Raw genomic sequence first — 14793 nt, forward strand, 5'->3', positions numbered from 1 at the left:
TTCTCTACAAAATTCGATGAGTACTTTATAATAAAAAAGGCACAGCCTTATAGAGACTGTGCCTTTAATAACTTCTTATGCAGATTAAGATCTAGCTCTCGCCTTTACTTTCCTTAAGATAATCCAGCAATACTGTGTGCAGAATTCCACCATTTCGGTAGTAATCTACTTCAACCGGGGTATCAATTCGGCAATCGGTCATAAACTCGATCACTTCTCCGTTTTCTTTTGTAGCTGTAACTTTGATCTCGTCTTGAGCCTGCACTGAATCATCAACATGTATGTCGAAGGTTTCTGATCCATCAAGGCCAAGATCATCAGCGGTTTCACCTTCTTTGAACTGCAATGGAAGAACTCCCATTTGTATCAGGTTTGAACGGTGAATTCGCTCGTAAGACGTTGCAATAACTGCTTCCACTCCTAATAAGGCTGTACCTTTGGCAGCCCAGTCACGGGATGAACCGGTTCCGTATTGCGTTCCGGCCAATGCAACAAGTGGCGTTCCTGATTCTTTGTATTTAAGAGAGGCATCATAAATAGTTGTGATCTCATCATCAGGGAAATATTTAGTGTAACCACCTTCTTTGCCCGGAGCCAACTGATTCTTAAACCTCACGTTTGCAAATGTACCCCGAGTCATTACACGGTCGTTACCGCGGCGTGAACCGTATGAGTTGAAATCAGCTTTCTCAACTCCATGCTCTTTAAGGTATTCACCAGCCGGAGAATCTTCTGCGATATTACCCGCAGGTGAGATGTGGTCTGTGGTGATAGAATCACCTACCTTTACAAGAGCTCTTGCTCCTTTAATAGGCTTGATAGGTTCAGGTTCTTCACTCATTCCCATAAAGAATGGAGGCTCCTGAATGTATGTTGAATCTTCGCTCCAATCGAACTGGTCGCCACCGGATACCGGTATTTCCTCCCAGGTTGGAGATTCAAAGATATCACCATACATCTTCTCGAAAAGCTCAGGGCGAATTGCAGCATCAAGATGCTCTGCAATTTCTGCCGTTGTTGGCCAAATGTCCTTCAGATATACATCGTTACCATCTTTATCTTGACCAAGTGGCTCCTCAGCAAGGTCAATATCAACGCTTCCGGCCAATGCATACGCAACAACCAGCGGTGGTGATGCCAGGTAGTTTGCTTTCACCCAAGGGTGAATTCGGCCTTCAAAGTTTCTATTACCGGAAAGAACACCGGCAGCGATAAGGTCGCCTTCTTTGATGGCACGCTCTACTTCTTCCGGTAATGGTCCTGAATTACCGATGCATGTCGTACATCCATAGCCAACCAGGTTGAATCCTAGCTTATCCATGTATTCAGTCAGACCGGCTTCTTTCAAATATTCTGTCACAACCCGTGAACCCGGTGCAAGAGAAGTTTTGACGTAGGCCGGAACTTTAAGCCCCTTTTCCACGGCTTTCTTCGCAACAATACCAGCTCCCAGCATTACGCTTGGGTTAGAAGTGTTGGTACATGAGGTGATTGCAGCAATAACCACATCACCGTGCTTCATTTCAATTTCCTGACCGTTTTTATAAATACCTTTGTTGGCCAGTTTTTCCTTAGCCAGGTTGAAACCCATGGTAGGATTATCGCTAGTTAGGGAGTTTTCAAAAGCTTTCTTCATATTGCTCAACTTGATGCGATCATGAGGAAGTTTTGGTCCTGCCAGTGATGTTTCAACGGTGCTCAGGTCCAACTCAAGCGTGGAAGAGAATTCAGGATCTGGAGTATCATCTGTTCTGAATAATCCCTGCTCCTTGGTATAAGCTTCCACGAGCTTAACGAGTTCTTCGGAACGACCGGTTCTTCTCATATAACGAAGTGCTTCTTCATCAACCGGGAAGAAACCCATGGTTGCCCCATATTCAGGAGACATATTCGCGATAGTTGCACGGTCTGGCAAACTCATATTACTGAGTCCGTCACCATAAAATTCTACAAACTTACCGACTACCCCATGCTGGCGAAGCATTTGAGTCACAGTCAGTGTTAGGTCGGTCGCGGTGATACCTTCTCGAAGTTTTCCGGTCAGTTTCATACCAACCACTTCAGGTACCAGCATTGAAATCGGTTGACCAAGCATGGCCGCTTCCGCTTCAATTCCGCCAACACCCCATCCGAGTATTCCAAGCCCGTTGATCATAGTTGTGTGCGAGTCAGTTCCAACCAAGGTATCAGGATAAGCTGTAGTTGTTCCGTCTTCTTCCTCTCTTGTAAACACCCCACGACCTAAATATTCAAGGTTTACCTGATGAACAATACCACGACCCGGAGGTACAACACGGAAATTATCAAAAGCCTCTTTGCCCCATTTAAGAAATTCGTACCGTTCACGGTTACGCTCCATTTCCTTTTCCACATTAAACTCAAGAGCATAATCCTGTCCGAACATATCTACCTGTACTGAGTGGTCAATAACCAGATCTACAGGAACCTGTGGGTTAATATCGGTGGCCTTACCACCCATGCGTTCCATGGCAGAGCGAAGTGCTGCCAGATCTACAACGGCAGGCACACCTGTGAAATCCTGTAATACTACCCTTGAAGGCTTGAAAGGAATCTCACCTTGAGGATCCTTTGCATTATAGTTAGCAATAGATTTTATGTCTTTCTCGGTTACCGTATATCCGTCAAATTCTCTTAGAACAGCCTCTAGTAATATCTTTATGGAAAAAGGAAGTTTGGCAACGTTATCATAACCCTGCTCTTTAAGTTTTTGCAGGCTGTACAAAAACGCCTTTCCTGAACCTGTTTCGAATTCAACTCTGGTATTTTTCAGTTTGTCGCTCATTTTATGATCTGTTTACATTTACTTTAATATGCAAGCTAAAGGTACAATTTTTTTTACGTATTGTCTTTAACTAGTCTCTATTTACAATATCAATTTACGTGATATATCAGCTAATCAATTTCTTTGGCAATTGACCTCATCTGCTTTTTCTCGTATACGGCTCTTTTAAATTATTCTGCTTTCTTATATTGAAATCATCAAGAATAAATTCTATCTTGTTCGACTTTCCAATAAGACAAAATAAACGAGTTTAATCGTGGACACATTAAGTTTTAAGACATATTCAGCGAAACCCAAAGACATTGAGAAAAAATGGGTTCTTTTTGACGCTGAAGACCAGCCCTTAGGGAGACTGAGTAGCGAGGTCGCAAAAATTTTGAGAGGTAAGAACAAGCCAACTTTTACTCCGCATATGGATACCGGCGACAATGTGATCGTCATCAATGCGGAAAAAGTAAAATTGACCGGCAAAAAAATGACGGATAAAACGTATTTCCGTCACACTTTTTACCCAGGCGGTGAGCGTTATACTACAGCAGCTGAAATGCTCGAGAAGGATCCAACTTCTCTGGTAACTACTGCTGTCAAGGGAATGCTTCCTAAAACAAAATTAGGAAATAAAATCGCTACCAACCTGAGAGTTTATGCAGGTCCGGTACATCCGCATACTGCACAAGAACCAGAAATCATCGAGCTTTAATCCATCCAGAATTAATTAAATGGCACAAGCGAATTACATAGGACGACGCAAGACCGCAACAGCCCGCTTATACATACAACCAGGCAAAGGCGACATCTTGGTCAACCACAAACCAATTGAAGAATATTTTCCAGTAAAAGCACGTCGCAATATCGCACTTATGCCTATCACTGTTACTGAAACAGATGGCAAATACGATATTAAGATCACAGTTCGTGGCGGCGGAAGCACCGGTCAGGCCGGAGCTATATCACACGCCCTTGCACGTGCTCTTGATGGAGAAAACGAAGAATTACACAGTATCCTTAAAGGACACGGACTTCTTACTCGTGATGACAGAATGGTAGAACGTAAAAAATACGGTCAGCCTAAAGCTCGTAAGAAATTCCAGTTCTCTAAAAGATAATTCCGATATTCGTTATCTGGAGATGGTTTTTTGGTCTACAAATAACCATCCACTCTTTAACCTATATCTACACTATAACTCAATCACACATATGTGGTGACTCGGCGTATGGTGTTCTGGGCCTAATTGACTCAGGATTTACGCTCGGGGAGGACCCACATAGAGGATTAACCTAAACACATATATTTATATTATGCCAAAAGCTGCATCTATACAAGACCTGCTTAAGTCAGGCGCACACTTCGGTCACCTTACCCGCCGATGGAATCCTAAAATGAAAGACTTCATCTTTATGGAGCGCAACGGGATTCACATCATCGACCTGAAAAAAACCCGTAATTACATGCAAGAAGCCCTCGATGAGGTTCAAAAACTTGCAAGGGCCGGTAAGACCATCCTATTTGTAGGAACCAAGAAGCAATCTACCGAGATCATTACAACTGAAGCGCTCAGATGTGGAATGCCACATATTACTCACCGCTGGATGGGTGGAATGCTTACTAACTTCAGTACCGTTCGCAAGAGTATTTCCCGTATGGAGGAAATTGAAAAGATGAAAACTGACGGTACTTTCGAAGAACTGACCAAAAAAGAAGGTTTGATGCTTCAAAGGGAACAGGACAAGTTGAATGATGCCCTGGGTGGTATCAAAAATATGGGTCGCCTGCCGGGTGCCATTTTTGTTGTAGATATTATAAAAGAGCACCTTGCCGTAAATGAAGCCATCAAGCTTCATATTCCAATTATTGCCATGGTTGATACTAACAGTGACCCTGACGTCCCTGATTACATCATACCTTGTAATGATGACTCTGCAAGAACTATTCAACTTGTAACTACTCAGATAGCTGATGCCATCATTGAAGGTAATGCTGAAAGAGAAGCACAACAGGAAGAAGATGTAATGGAAAAAGCAGCCGCTGACGCTAAAGATGAAAGTGACGATGTTGATGTGAAGGATGCTGCTAAAGGAACCAAATTACGTTCTCGCCGCAAATCCAAAGGCGATAATAAAAAAGAAAAAGCTGATAATGCAGACGCCAAGGCAGATGCAGACAGCAATGACGAAGAAGAATAATTTTAACTTATAAATACTATTCAAAAAATGAGTATTTCTGCTGCTGACGTAAAGAGACTTAGAGACATGACCGGGGCGGGCATGATGGATTGTAAAAAAGCCCTCGCCGAAGCAGATGGTGATTTCGACCAGGCGGTTGAATATCTGCGCAAAAAAGGACAGCAAGTTTCCGAAAAGAGAGCTGACCGCGAAGCTAATCAGGGCTTAATCCTTAGCCGTATCAGTGATGACCAAAAAAAAGCTGCACTTATTGAGATCAATTGTGAGACCGATTTTGTAGCAAGGAATGAAGAGTTTCAGGATGATGCTGAAACGTTCCTGAATGCTGCTTTCGAAAACAATATCGATGATGCTGAAGCTCTGCTTAATGTAGAGGTTGATGGATTGACCATCGAAAAGCATCTCGAAGAGATGGTTGGAAAGATCGGTGAGAAGATCGAGATCAACAATGTTGTTCTCATGACAACCGATGGTACTCTCATTTCCTATATCCACCCTGGTAATCAGTTAGGTGTTCTGGTTGAATTTGACGGTGACCTTACCGACGATGATATCGGTAAAGATGTTGCTATGCAGGTTGCGGCTATGAAACCTCTATCTGTTACCCGCGACGGTGTTGATTCTACTCTGGTTGAAAAAGAACTTGAGATCGCCAAAGATCAGTTATTGAATGAAGGTAAGCCTGAACACATTGCTGAGCAAGCTGCCAAAGGCAAACTGCGTCGCTTTTACGAAGAACGAGTATTGCTTGAACAAAAATTCGTAAAGGATAACAGCGTTTCTGTAAAAGAATACCTTGAACAGAACGATGCCCCTCTCGTTAAAGCTTTTCATCGACTTCAACTTGGCGAAAACGCTTAATTAATTTTTTTTACCTTAAGGCTGTCAGAAATGACAGCCTTTTTTTTGTCTGATAATTTTAAATTCGAGAATAACGTGGGAAATAAATACAACCGAGTACTTCTTAAGCTCAGTGGCGAAGCTCTTTTAGGTGAACAAGGCCATGGCATCGATGCTGATATCTTAAGTGCGTATGCCAAAGAAATACAGTCTATTCAGGAAGCCGGTGTTCAGGTTTCTGTTGTAATTGGAGGTGGAAATATCTTCCGGGGTGTTAAGGGAGCAACTCAGGGTATGGACCGTGTTCAAGGCGATTATATGGGAATGTTAGCAACCATGATCAATAGTATGGCTCTGCAGGACGCTTTGGAGCAGATCGGTGTACAGACACGTCTCATGAGTGCTATACGGATGGAGGCTATAGCTGAACCATATATCCGCCGGAGAGCCGTTCGCCATCTTGAGAAGGGGCGTGTGGTCATTTTTGGAGCCGGAACCGGTAATCCATACTTCACTACTGATACGGCAGGCTCACTGCGAGCCATTGAGATCGAGGCCGACGTGATCCTTAAAGGTACCCGAGTAGAGGGGATCTTTGATTCCGATCCTGAAAAAAATGGCGACGCCACCAAATTTGATCAAATAACCGGTGATGAAGTCCTCAAACGGCGCTTATCCGTAATGGACCTTACCGCATTTACTCTCTGCCGAGAAAACAAAACTCCTATTATCGTCTTCAACATGAATAAAAGCGGCAACCTGAAGAAGATCGTTGTTGACGGAGAAGACGTAGGTACCACAGTCCATTGGGACTAAAATTAGCCAAGCAGATAGCAATATATGATCTGAGACACCAGCTTAACCGTTCGGTCATCGATATCATAGGTTGGGTTGGTTTCCGTAACCTCTAGTATTCTCATATTCTCTTTCTGACGGGCCATATAAACCATATCAATGACTTCCCTTCCGGTTAACCCTATTGGTGATGATGCACTCACACCTGGTGCATCAGCAGCCTGAATCACATCCATATCCAGACCAAAAAAGAAGGATTTATCCCCAATATCTTCAATGACCTTTTTGAATGAAGTTGCCACCCCTTCCTTCAATATATCCGGCAGGAAAAAAGTATGTGTGCCCTGATTTTCCGCCTCTTTGAGATATTCTTTTGAGTTATTTTCTTTCCGGATACCAAATTCATAAAAATTTTCAGGCTTCAAATAGTTTCCTTCCACAAGCTTGCGGTAGGGGCTCCCACTAGTCATTTCACCCGCTATTCTCATATCAAGATGAGCGTCGACATTAACTACCGAAATTTCATTTACGGTATTTGAGAGAGCTCGCACATCTGCAAAAGAAATATCGTTTCCACCACCCAATACGATCACATTTTTACCATCATTCAAGAATATCTCGACAGACTTAGTGAGCGCATCATGAATCCTATTTAAAGCGTCAGAAGACTCCTTTTCATTCAAAATATCTTCTTCTGCCAAATTATTAAAAATGTCGGTTTTTATGTTTCCAGCATCATAGATTTTAATACCCGAATCTTCAGGCATCTGCAGTTTATACAAATGTTCCCTAATCTTATCAGGAGCCTCTGCTGCCCCAATCCTGCCGTTATTTCTTTGCACACCTTCATGCTGTGGGCAACCGATCAAAACATGATCAGCTCTGAAATAATCTTCATCTTTAAAGCCGATCTCGTTTATCAGCCAGTGGTCATACTCATCATGTGAGCGAATGCCTTTTAATTTTTCTATGACCGGTTGAAGATGTTCTTTTATGCTCTCAATTCCCATTCGACTTTTCCTTTTTTGATAACTGTATGTACGTGATTTTCCCCGAAAAAATATGCGAGGTTCTTAAAATTATCGGTATCCAATAATAATATGTCTGCTTGAAAACCTGGGCTGATACACCCCAATTTATTCTTCTCTAACGCTTTTGCTCCGTTTTGAGTTGCACAACAAAGTGCTTCTTCAACAGACATCCCCATCTTGGTACAAGCCATACTCATGAGCAACTGCATAGAAATGGTCATGGATGAACCGGGATTAAAATCTGTGGCTAATGCTACCAAAGCGCCGGCATCCAATAATTTACGTGCCGGGGAATACGGTATGTTCAGAAAATACGAAACGCCGGGAAGCACAGTAGCAATGGTTTCTGATGCTGCAAGTCTCTCTACATCTTCATCGCTCAACACTTCAAGATGATCCACTGAAACTGCCCCAAGCTGTACAGCCATTTCCACTCCACCAATATCATTAAACTGATTGGTGTGAAGCCTTGGTTTGAGTCCGTATTCAAAACCCTTTTCCAGCACATTTCTGGATTCATCAACGGTAAAATATCCCTTTTCACAAAACACATCACAGTAATCTGCCATTTCTGCGATCTCAGGAATCATATCTAGAATTTCTTTTAAGTATTCCTCTTTAGCGGAATTTTTAGGAACAGCGTGAGCTCCCAAGAAAGTTGCTGCAAGTTCAATAGGTTGTTCACATTTCAATTCATTCACTACCTCAAGCATCTTTCTTTCAGTTTCACGATCAAGACCATATCCGCTCTTGATCTCCATGGTAGTAATGCCTTGCTTCAATGCTTTCTGCAATCGAATGCGAGCCAGGTTTTTTAATTCCTCCTTGGAGGCTTTCCGCGTAGCTTCTACCGTTGAAACGATTCCACCACCCTGCTCTGCAATTTCTTCATAACTTATCCCTGCGGAACGCATGGCAAATTCATCGGCACGATTGCCACTAAATACGAGATGGCTATGCGAGTCAACAAATCCCGGAATCGCGGCTTTGCCTTCGGCATCCAAAATATCCGGGTGACCATCAACCTTTTCCAAAACATCAGAGAGTAAACCCACAGCTTTAATGACACCGTCAACAATGTACACTGCTGCACTCTTATGAACAGTAAGTTCCCTGAGTTCTTTACCCCTGTAAACACCAGGTTTAGGTGTGGCAATTTGTGATATGTTTTGAATGAGAAGGTTTGACATGATTCTTACATTTTATGTTACTTTCCTGTAGGGTCCTATTGCTATAAGTTTAAACATGCAATTATTTCATTTTAGAAACGGTAGGTTCAGCTGATGATCTTTCGCATAATCTATCGCAATACCATAACCTGCATCGGCGTGACGCATCACACCGGACGCCGGATCATTCCAAAGCACGCGTTCTAGTCGCCTATCGGCATCTTCAGTTCCATCACAAACTATCACTAATCCTGCATGTTGAGAGAAACCCATACCCACTCCACCTCCATGATGGAATGAAACCCAAGTAGCCCCGGAAGAAGTATTCAACAATGCATTCAGGATAGGCCAGTCTGATACTGCATCTGAACCATCCTTCATACCCTCGGTTTCGCGATTAGGACTTGCCACAGAACCGGAATCCAAATGATCGCGACCTATTACGACAGGGGCTTTCAGTTCACCGCTTCGTACCATTTTGTTGAAGGCCAGCCCAAGCCTGTGTCGCTGACCCAATCCTACCCAACAAATACGTGACGGTAATCCCTGAAAATTAATTTGTTCTTTAGCCATATCCAGCCAGTTGTGAAGATGCGGATCATCGGGAATAAGTTCTTTTACCTTTTCATCTGTTTTGTAGATATCCTCCGGATCACCTGATAGTGCCACCCAGCGAAAGGGACCTATTCCCTTACAAAAGAGCGGGCGAATGTACTCAGGCACAAAGCCAGGAATATTGAACGCATCCTTAACACCGTTATCAAAAGCTTCCTGACGGATATTATTTCCATAATCAAAAACCGGTAATCCTTTTTCCTGAAATTCCAGCATTGCTTTAACTTGTATAGCAATGGATTTGCGAGCATTATCCATCACTTCTTTGGGATGAGTTTTTTGTTTCTCCTCCCATTCCTCTACTGACATTCCAAGCGGCAGATAACCATTGAGGGGGTCATGCGCACTTGTTTGATCCGTAACTGCATCCGGCAGGATATTTCTTTCCAGTAATTTTGGATAGATATCTGCGGCGTTTCCATGCAGACCAACTGTTACGGGGGTTTTATTTTTAACCGATTTTTGAATGATATCCAGGGCTCCTCCCAACGAAGTTGCCTTTTTATCTAAGTAGCCTGTTCTCAAACGAAAATCGATGCGGGATTCACGGCATTCTACGGCCAACATACTTGCACCGGCCATTTTCGAGGCAAGAGGCTGAGCGCCACCCATTCCTCCCAGCCCCGCTGTAAGTACCCATTTCCCGGATAGATCTCCACCAAAATACTTCTTCGACATAGATACAAAGGTCTCGTAGGTCCCTTGAACAATACCCTGACTTCCAATGTAGATCCACGACCCTGCTGTCATTTGCCCGTACATCATCAAACCTTTTTTATCAAGCTCATTAAAATGATCCCAGTTTGCCCATTTGGGAACAAGGTTGGAATTGGCGATCAGTACACGGGGAGCATCTTTATGTGTTTTGAAGATCCCAACCGGTTTGCCTGATTGCACAAGTAGGGTCTCTTCATCATTCATGGATTTCAGTGACTCAAGAATACCGTCAAAACTCTCCCAGTTCCTGGCAGCTTTTCCTATGCCCCCGTACACAACGAGTTCTTCAGGATTCTCCGCTACATCAGGATCCAGGTTGTTTTGTATCATCCTGAACGGAGCTTCAGTAAGCCAGCTATTACAATTTAATTCTTTGCCTGTCGGTGCTTTGATCGTTCTTGACATACTTGGATTTTTTATTCCTGTAACTTTCTCTACTGCAGGAATATACACTAAGAGAAACGAAAGCTCATCCCAAAATTCATCCAAACTTTATCAATATAACTAGAGTATTTGGTGTGAACCGACTCGATGACCAGTTTTAGCTGACTTAAGTTTATCATTGGGAGAGCGTATCGGCCTTATGAAAAACAAAATAGAGAAGAAACTCAGTCCCGTAAATTTTAAGACCTGGATTAAATTATGAATGGAATAGGGTTGTATCGAAACTATATTATTCAATGCGCTAAGTAATTGTTTATTATTTTTATATCCTAATTATAAATGGCAAATAAATTAAAATATAGCCTTCCAGATCTCAGCAAACATCCAGCTGATAAGGATAAGTACGCCGGTCAGGATCAAAACCAAGAAAATAAGGAAACCCCACATTATTACAGAACTTTGTGATTCAGTTTGAGAGGGACTAGCCTCCAGTTTTTCCAATAACCGAGCATTGCGAATATTGGCCTTCCATGCAATATCAAACATATCTCCTAATACGGGAACGACCCCGATAATGAGATCGATAAATATATTCATGAACATTCTGAACAACACACCTGGTGTTGCGCCTATTTTGGTAGCGTAGTACATCAAGTAGATCGATAATATGGCACTAAACCAATCGCCTAATCCGGTAAAAAGGCCAATAATAGGATCTATGCCGAACTTAATACGGGTTCCCGGCAAAGTAAACTTACTGTCTAGCAGCTCGGCAAATTTTTTGGGATTAGAGTGATATTTTCCTGAACCTGTCATCATTTGTTTAATGATGTTTCCGAATTAAGTCCAACATAGTTTATGGGCATCTTATAGCCTCCTTTATTTCGTGTCAAAAGAGGATAGACTCTATTCTTGTTTCAGTCAGTATCTGGTTATGATCAAAAAGACAATTCAGCATTATGTGTGATTTACCGCGCCCATGCCACCAACGAAAAGCTCCAGGTTTAAGTTGTCAGTTCCTAGAAAAAAGCATTATTACACTTCTCTTTTGGCTGTAATCACCTAAGTTATTCAGCTATTTACTTTCATTGAATTCAGTAAATGACTGATCTTGGTAGGCTCCGGTTCCAACAAATCTTAGAATGGTTGAATATATATCCTCAGGCAGGAAGCCGGGTTGCCCTGCTATGATGTCCTCATTTGCTTCAAAAAATATAAAAGTGGGAGTACTATATGCTCCCAATTTTTGGGCAAAATCTCGATGACTGAGTTTAGTACCGGCAAAGGTTAAATATTCATCTTCTACATCAAGGTCTAACCAAACAGGATAAAAATATTCCGAAGTAAGCTCCTGAATACTTTCCTCTGCAAACACCTCATTTTCCATTTTCTTACAATAGCCGCACCATCTGGCGTTTACATACACAAGGATCTTTTTGTTATCCTCCTTTGCTTTTTCCTTTGCCTCATCGAAGGCTACCCAATCAAACATTTCCCGCGCGGACATATCCTCACTTTGTGAATTATCAGTTTGGGCTTGAGCAAATGAGCTAAATGCAGCAATTAAAAACACCGCTACAAATAAATTTTTAATATGAGCCATAATTATACTTTGTCGCTTTAATCTTTTAATACGGTTCTGTTAATCTAACGCTTGTTCAATGTCGGCTATTATATCATCGGAATGCTCCAATCCTACACTCAGTCGGATTAAGTTATCTGGTGAAGGTGAATCAGCACCTTCAGATGACTTCCTGTGCTCCCAGATACTTTCAATTCCACCGAGACTTGTTGCTGCAATGATCATCTTTGATCTTCCTACGATCTCTATGGCCTCTTTAGCACCACCATCAATTATAAAAGAGATCATCCCGCCAAAATCATCCATTTGAGACTTTGCAATTTCGTGACCTTTGTGTGTTTCAAGTCCCGGATAATAGACATCCTCTACATTGGAATGCTTACTCAAATAATCAGCTACTTTTCTGGCATTATCATTATGTGCTCTCATCCTATAAGGAAACGAGCGAATACTTCGGCTTAGCAACCATGCATCGCGAGGTGAAGGAACCGCGCCCTGAACGCGCTGGATCAATCTAATTTTTTCAAATAAAGACTCATCATCTGTGATAACGGCTCCACCCAAAATATCACTGTGGCCACCCAAATATTTCGTAGTTGAGTGAATTGATATATCAGCGCCTAACTCCAAAGGACGCATATTATACGGGGTCGGCCAGGTATTATCGACTGCTACAACCGCTCCTTTCGAACTTGCCAGCTTACTTACAGCTCTTACATCTGTAATCAGCAACCTTGGATTAGAAGGTGTTTCCAGCCATACTAACTGCGTATTTTCTTTGAGTGAATTCTTTACGGCATCAAGGTCTGTCATATCTACGAACTCAACATCCAATCCCCATTTTTCACCGAACTCCCACATCAATTTACGAGTACCGAAATAGACATCCTGGGCGATCATTACGTGAGCACCTGATTTCACAGTTTGAAACACTGAAGATATTGCAGCCATCCCTGATGCAAAAACAGCACAATGCTCGCCGCCTTCTAATTGGCCGATCACATTTTCCAGTTGATGCCTGTTTGGATTGGATAACCTTATATACTTATCATCGCCCTCATGATGACCACCATTGCGATGCTCATAAATAGTAGAAACTTCAATGCCGGGTACAACGGTATCATTCTCTTTTTCGTGAGCTTTCATGCTTCCATGAATGGCGATAGTTTCTATATTTTTCATATTCAGGCTAATCTAATTTTGATTCAGTTAAAAATAAACAAATTAGTACACATACACTTTCATTTGTTACAACAAGTGAAAGGTCAATTCTTCTATTGTACTCAAGGTAAATTCAATTATATTAGATGAATTAACTTAAATTAGTTAATAATACTTAAGCGTAGTTTGCAGCCTAACCTATCAGGACTCTGTGACTAAAATTTGGGAAAAATATAAATTAAGGGTACGAAGCAATATAATTGGCAATACTTCCAAAATGGATGGTATTGAATATTGGAGGAATAAGCTATTTGCATCTATTCTCATCTATCTATTCCCATTTGGATTATTGACACTTATCACTTCAGCAGTTGTGGTGTACTTTCTGGGAATAAAAGGACTTTCTATTTCATATGCTTTATTTGGGCTCGCTATATCCCTTATTACGCTATATTCCAGAATTAGTACCAATGTTAGAAAGTTTCTGTTTCTGACCCTACTTTATTCTGTTTCTTTCATACTGATCTTTTATATGGGCCATCATGGGGCCGGGCTCACTTACCTTTTTGGCATTACAGTATTTTCTCTGTTGATCCTTCCGACCTACGCCGGTGTTCTCACAATTTTCATTAATATTATCATATGTTTGCTGCAAGCCTTTTTTATCTACGAAGGCATGGTTGACTATCCTCTCAGAGAAAATTATCAGGTTGCTTCATGGTTATCTATTTCAGCCAATTCCATTTTGCTAAGTACTGTTGCAGTGATCTTCATGCCTATGCTTTTCAAAGGGCTTCAAGAGACTATCGAATCACAGTACAGGCTTAAACGAAATTTAGTCACACATAAAATTGAACTTGAAACATCTCTGAGTGAAAAGGAAACCCTTCTTGCTGAAATTCACCACAGAGTAAAGAACAACCTTGCTGTTGTATCAGGCATGCTTCAAATACAAGCTTTTAAGGAATCTGATGAAGAGTTTCAAAAGAAACTTATGGACAGTACCATGCGCATTAAATCTATGGCTAATATTCATGAACAGCTTTATCAGTCTCAAAGTTTTTCCAATATGGATTTTGATGTTGGTTTAAAAAACCTGGTACAGACTATTATTGCTACCATGAGTGACGGGAAATCGATTCAAACATCTTTTGATCTCGAACCCGTAAAACTCAATATCAATCAAGCTGTACCCTGCAGTTTGATAGTCAATGAAGTGATCACCAATTCTCTTAAACATGCTTTTAATGAACAAAAAAACGGACTCATTTCAGTTTATCTCGGAAAAAACGGAGAAGTACTTCATCTTGAGATTACAGACAACGGTACAGGCTTCAAGAAGAATATTGACTCACTGGAAAGTACTTCACTCGGTCTAGAGCTCATCAGTACACTTGCCCGGCAGCTTGATGCAGAATATCAGTATCGATCCCTGGAAAATAAACCCGGAGCCTATTTTAATACTGAATTCAAGATATCTGATTCATCCGGAAGCAGTGGGAGTTGATCAGA

General features: G+C 41.7%; 13 protein-coding genes. 6 read left to right on the forward strand and 7 right to left on the reverse strand.

All coding sequences use genetic code 11. From position 1 onward, the window contains the following. Positions 1–91 precede the first annotated feature (91 nt). Positions 92–2803, reverse strand: a complete 2712-nt coding sequence (acnA, locus tag ACKGJO_RS10030) for an aconitate hydratase AcnA (protein WP_411323304.1) — start codon at positions 2801–2803, stop codon at positions 92–94. 256 nt (positions 2804–3059) lie between these two features. On the opposite strand from acnA, the gene rplM reads away from it, so the two are divergent. The 5 genes from rplM (at position 3060) to pyrH (ending at position 6643) form a co-directional block, all read left to right on the forward strand. Continuing rightward, a complete protein-coding gene (rplM, locus tag ACKGJO_RS10035) occupies positions 3060–3503 on the forward strand; it encodes a 50S ribosomal protein L13 (protein ID WP_411323305.1) in 444 nt (147 codons plus the stop codon). Between the two features lie 19 nt (positions 3504–3522). Next, complete coding sequence (rpsI, locus tag ACKGJO_RS10040) at positions 3523–3909, forward strand: 30S ribosomal protein S9 (RefSeq protein ID WP_411323306.1); 387 nt, start codon at positions 3523–3525, stop codon at positions 3907–3909. 193 nt (positions 3910–4102) lie between these two features. Next, positions 4103–4987, forward strand: a complete 885-nt coding sequence (gene rpsB / locus ACKGJO_RS10045; RefSeq protein WP_411323307.1) for a 30S ribosomal protein S2 — start codon at positions 4103–4105, stop codon at positions 4985–4987. A gap of 27 nt (positions 4988–5014) precedes the next feature. Further along, a complete protein-coding gene (gene tsf / locus ACKGJO_RS10050) occupies positions 5015–5848 on the forward strand; it encodes a translation elongation factor Ts (RefSeq protein ID WP_411323308.1) in 834 nt (277 codons plus the stop codon). Between the two features lie 30 nt (positions 5849–5878). Beyond that, positions 5879–6643, forward strand: coding sequence for a UMP kinase (gene pyrH / locus ACKGJO_RS10055; protein ID WP_411323309.1), 765 nt, complete (start codon positions 5879–5881; stop codon positions 6641–6643). 2 nt (positions 6644–6645) lie between these two features. On the opposite strand, the gene ACKGJO_RS10060 is transcribed toward pyrH, so the two are convergent. From ACKGJO_RS10060 to ACKGJO_RS10085, 6 genes are all read right to left on the reverse strand, one after another. Beyond that, complete coding sequence (locus tag ACKGJO_RS10060; RefSeq protein WP_411323310.1) at positions 6646–7632, reverse strand: formimidoylglutamase; 987 nt, start codon at positions 7630–7632, stop codon at positions 6646–6648. Then, positions 7614–8843 (reverse strand): imidazolonepropionase, encoded by a 1230-nt coding sequence (hutI, locus tag ACKGJO_RS10065; RefSeq protein WP_411323311.1) that lies wholly within the window; start codon positions 8841–8843, stop codon positions 7614–7616. Before hutI ends, ACKGJO_RS10060 begins: the two co-directional genes overlap by 19 nt. A 66-nt stretch (positions 8844–8909) precedes the next feature. Further along, complete coding sequence (hutU, locus tag ACKGJO_RS10070; protein ID WP_411323312.1) at positions 8910–10559, reverse strand: urocanate hydratase; 1650 nt, start codon at positions 10557–10559, stop codon at positions 8910–8912. A 330-nt stretch (positions 10560–10889) separates the two neighbouring features. Next, positions 10890–11357: a DUF4112 domain-containing protein gene (locus tag ACKGJO_RS10075; RefSeq protein ID WP_411323313.1), complete on the reverse strand. Its 468-nt coding sequence runs from the start codon at positions 11355–11357 to the stop codon at positions 10890–10892. Positions 11358–11613: 256 nt separating this feature from the next. Further along, positions 11614–12141: a thioredoxin family protein gene (locus ACKGJO_RS10080; RefSeq protein WP_411323314.1), complete on the reverse strand. Its 528-nt coding sequence runs from the start codon at positions 12139–12141 to the stop codon at positions 11614–11616. A 39-nt stretch (positions 12142–12180) separates the two neighbouring features. Continuing rightward, entirely contained in the window at positions 12181–13302 is a 1122-nt protein-coding gene (locus tag ACKGJO_RS10085) for a trans-sulfuration enzyme family protein (RefSeq protein ID WP_411323315.1), read from the reverse strand. Between the two features lie 190 nt (positions 13303–13492). On the opposite strand from ACKGJO_RS10085, the gene ACKGJO_RS10090 reads away from it, so the two are divergent. Beyond that, complete coding sequence (locus ACKGJO_RS10090; protein ID WP_411323316.1) at positions 13493–14788, forward strand: sensor histidine kinase; 1296 nt, start codon at positions 13493–13495, stop codon at positions 14786–14788. Positions 14789–14793 lie beyond the last annotated feature (5 nt).

Source organism: Gracilimonas qinghaiensis, assembly GCF_046602855.1.
In the GTDB taxonomy this organism is placed as follows: domain Bacteria; phylum Bacteroidota; class Rhodothermia; order Balneolales; family Balneolaceae; genus Gracilimonas.

What these genes read in the sequence shown, in the direction of transcription:
- ACKGJO_RS10060 (WP_411323310.1), bottom strand. Translation starts at nt 7,632, where the DNA reads ATGGGAATTGAGAGCATAAAAGAACATCTTCAACCGGTCATAGAAAAA.
- hutI (WP_411323311.1), bottom strand. Translation starts at nt 8,843, where the DNA reads ATGTCAAACCTTCTCATTCAAAACATATCACAAATTGCCACACCTAAA.
- acnA (WP_411323304.1), bottom strand. Translation starts at nt 2,803, where the DNA reads ATGAGCGACAAACTGAAAAATACCAGAGTTGAATTCGAAACAGGTTCA.
- ACKGJO_RS10080 (WP_411323314.1), bottom strand. Translation starts at nt 12,141, where the DNA reads ATGGCTCATATTAAAAATTTATTTGTAGCGGTGTTTTTAATTGCTGCA.
- ACKGJO_RS10085 (WP_411323315.1), bottom strand. Translation starts at nt 13,302, where the DNA reads ATGAAAAATATAGAAACTATCGCCATTCATGGAAGCATGAAAGCTCAC.
- rpsI (WP_411323306.1), top strand. Translation starts at nt 3,523, where the DNA reads ATGGCACAAGCGAATTACATAGGACGACGCAAGACCGCAACAGCCCGC.
- ACKGJO_RS10075 (WP_411323313.1), bottom strand. Translation starts at nt 11,357, where the DNA reads ATGATGACAGGTTCAGGAAAATATCACTCTAATCCCAAAAAATTTGCC.
- tsf (WP_411323308.1), top strand. Translation starts at nt 5,015, where the DNA reads ATGAGTATTTCTGCTGCTGACGTAAAGAGACTTAGAGACATGACCGGG.
- hutU (WP_411323312.1), bottom strand. Translation starts at nt 10,559, where the DNA reads ATGTCAAGAACGATCAAAGCACCGACAGGCAAAGAATTAAATTGTAAT.
- pyrH (WP_411323309.1), top strand. Translation starts at nt 5,879, where the DNA reads ATGACAGCCTTTTTTTTGTCTGATAATTTTAAATTCGAGAATAACGTG.
- rpsB (WP_411323307.1), top strand. Translation starts at nt 4,103, where the DNA reads ATGCCAAAAGCTGCATCTATACAAGACCTGCTTAAGTCAGGCGCACAC.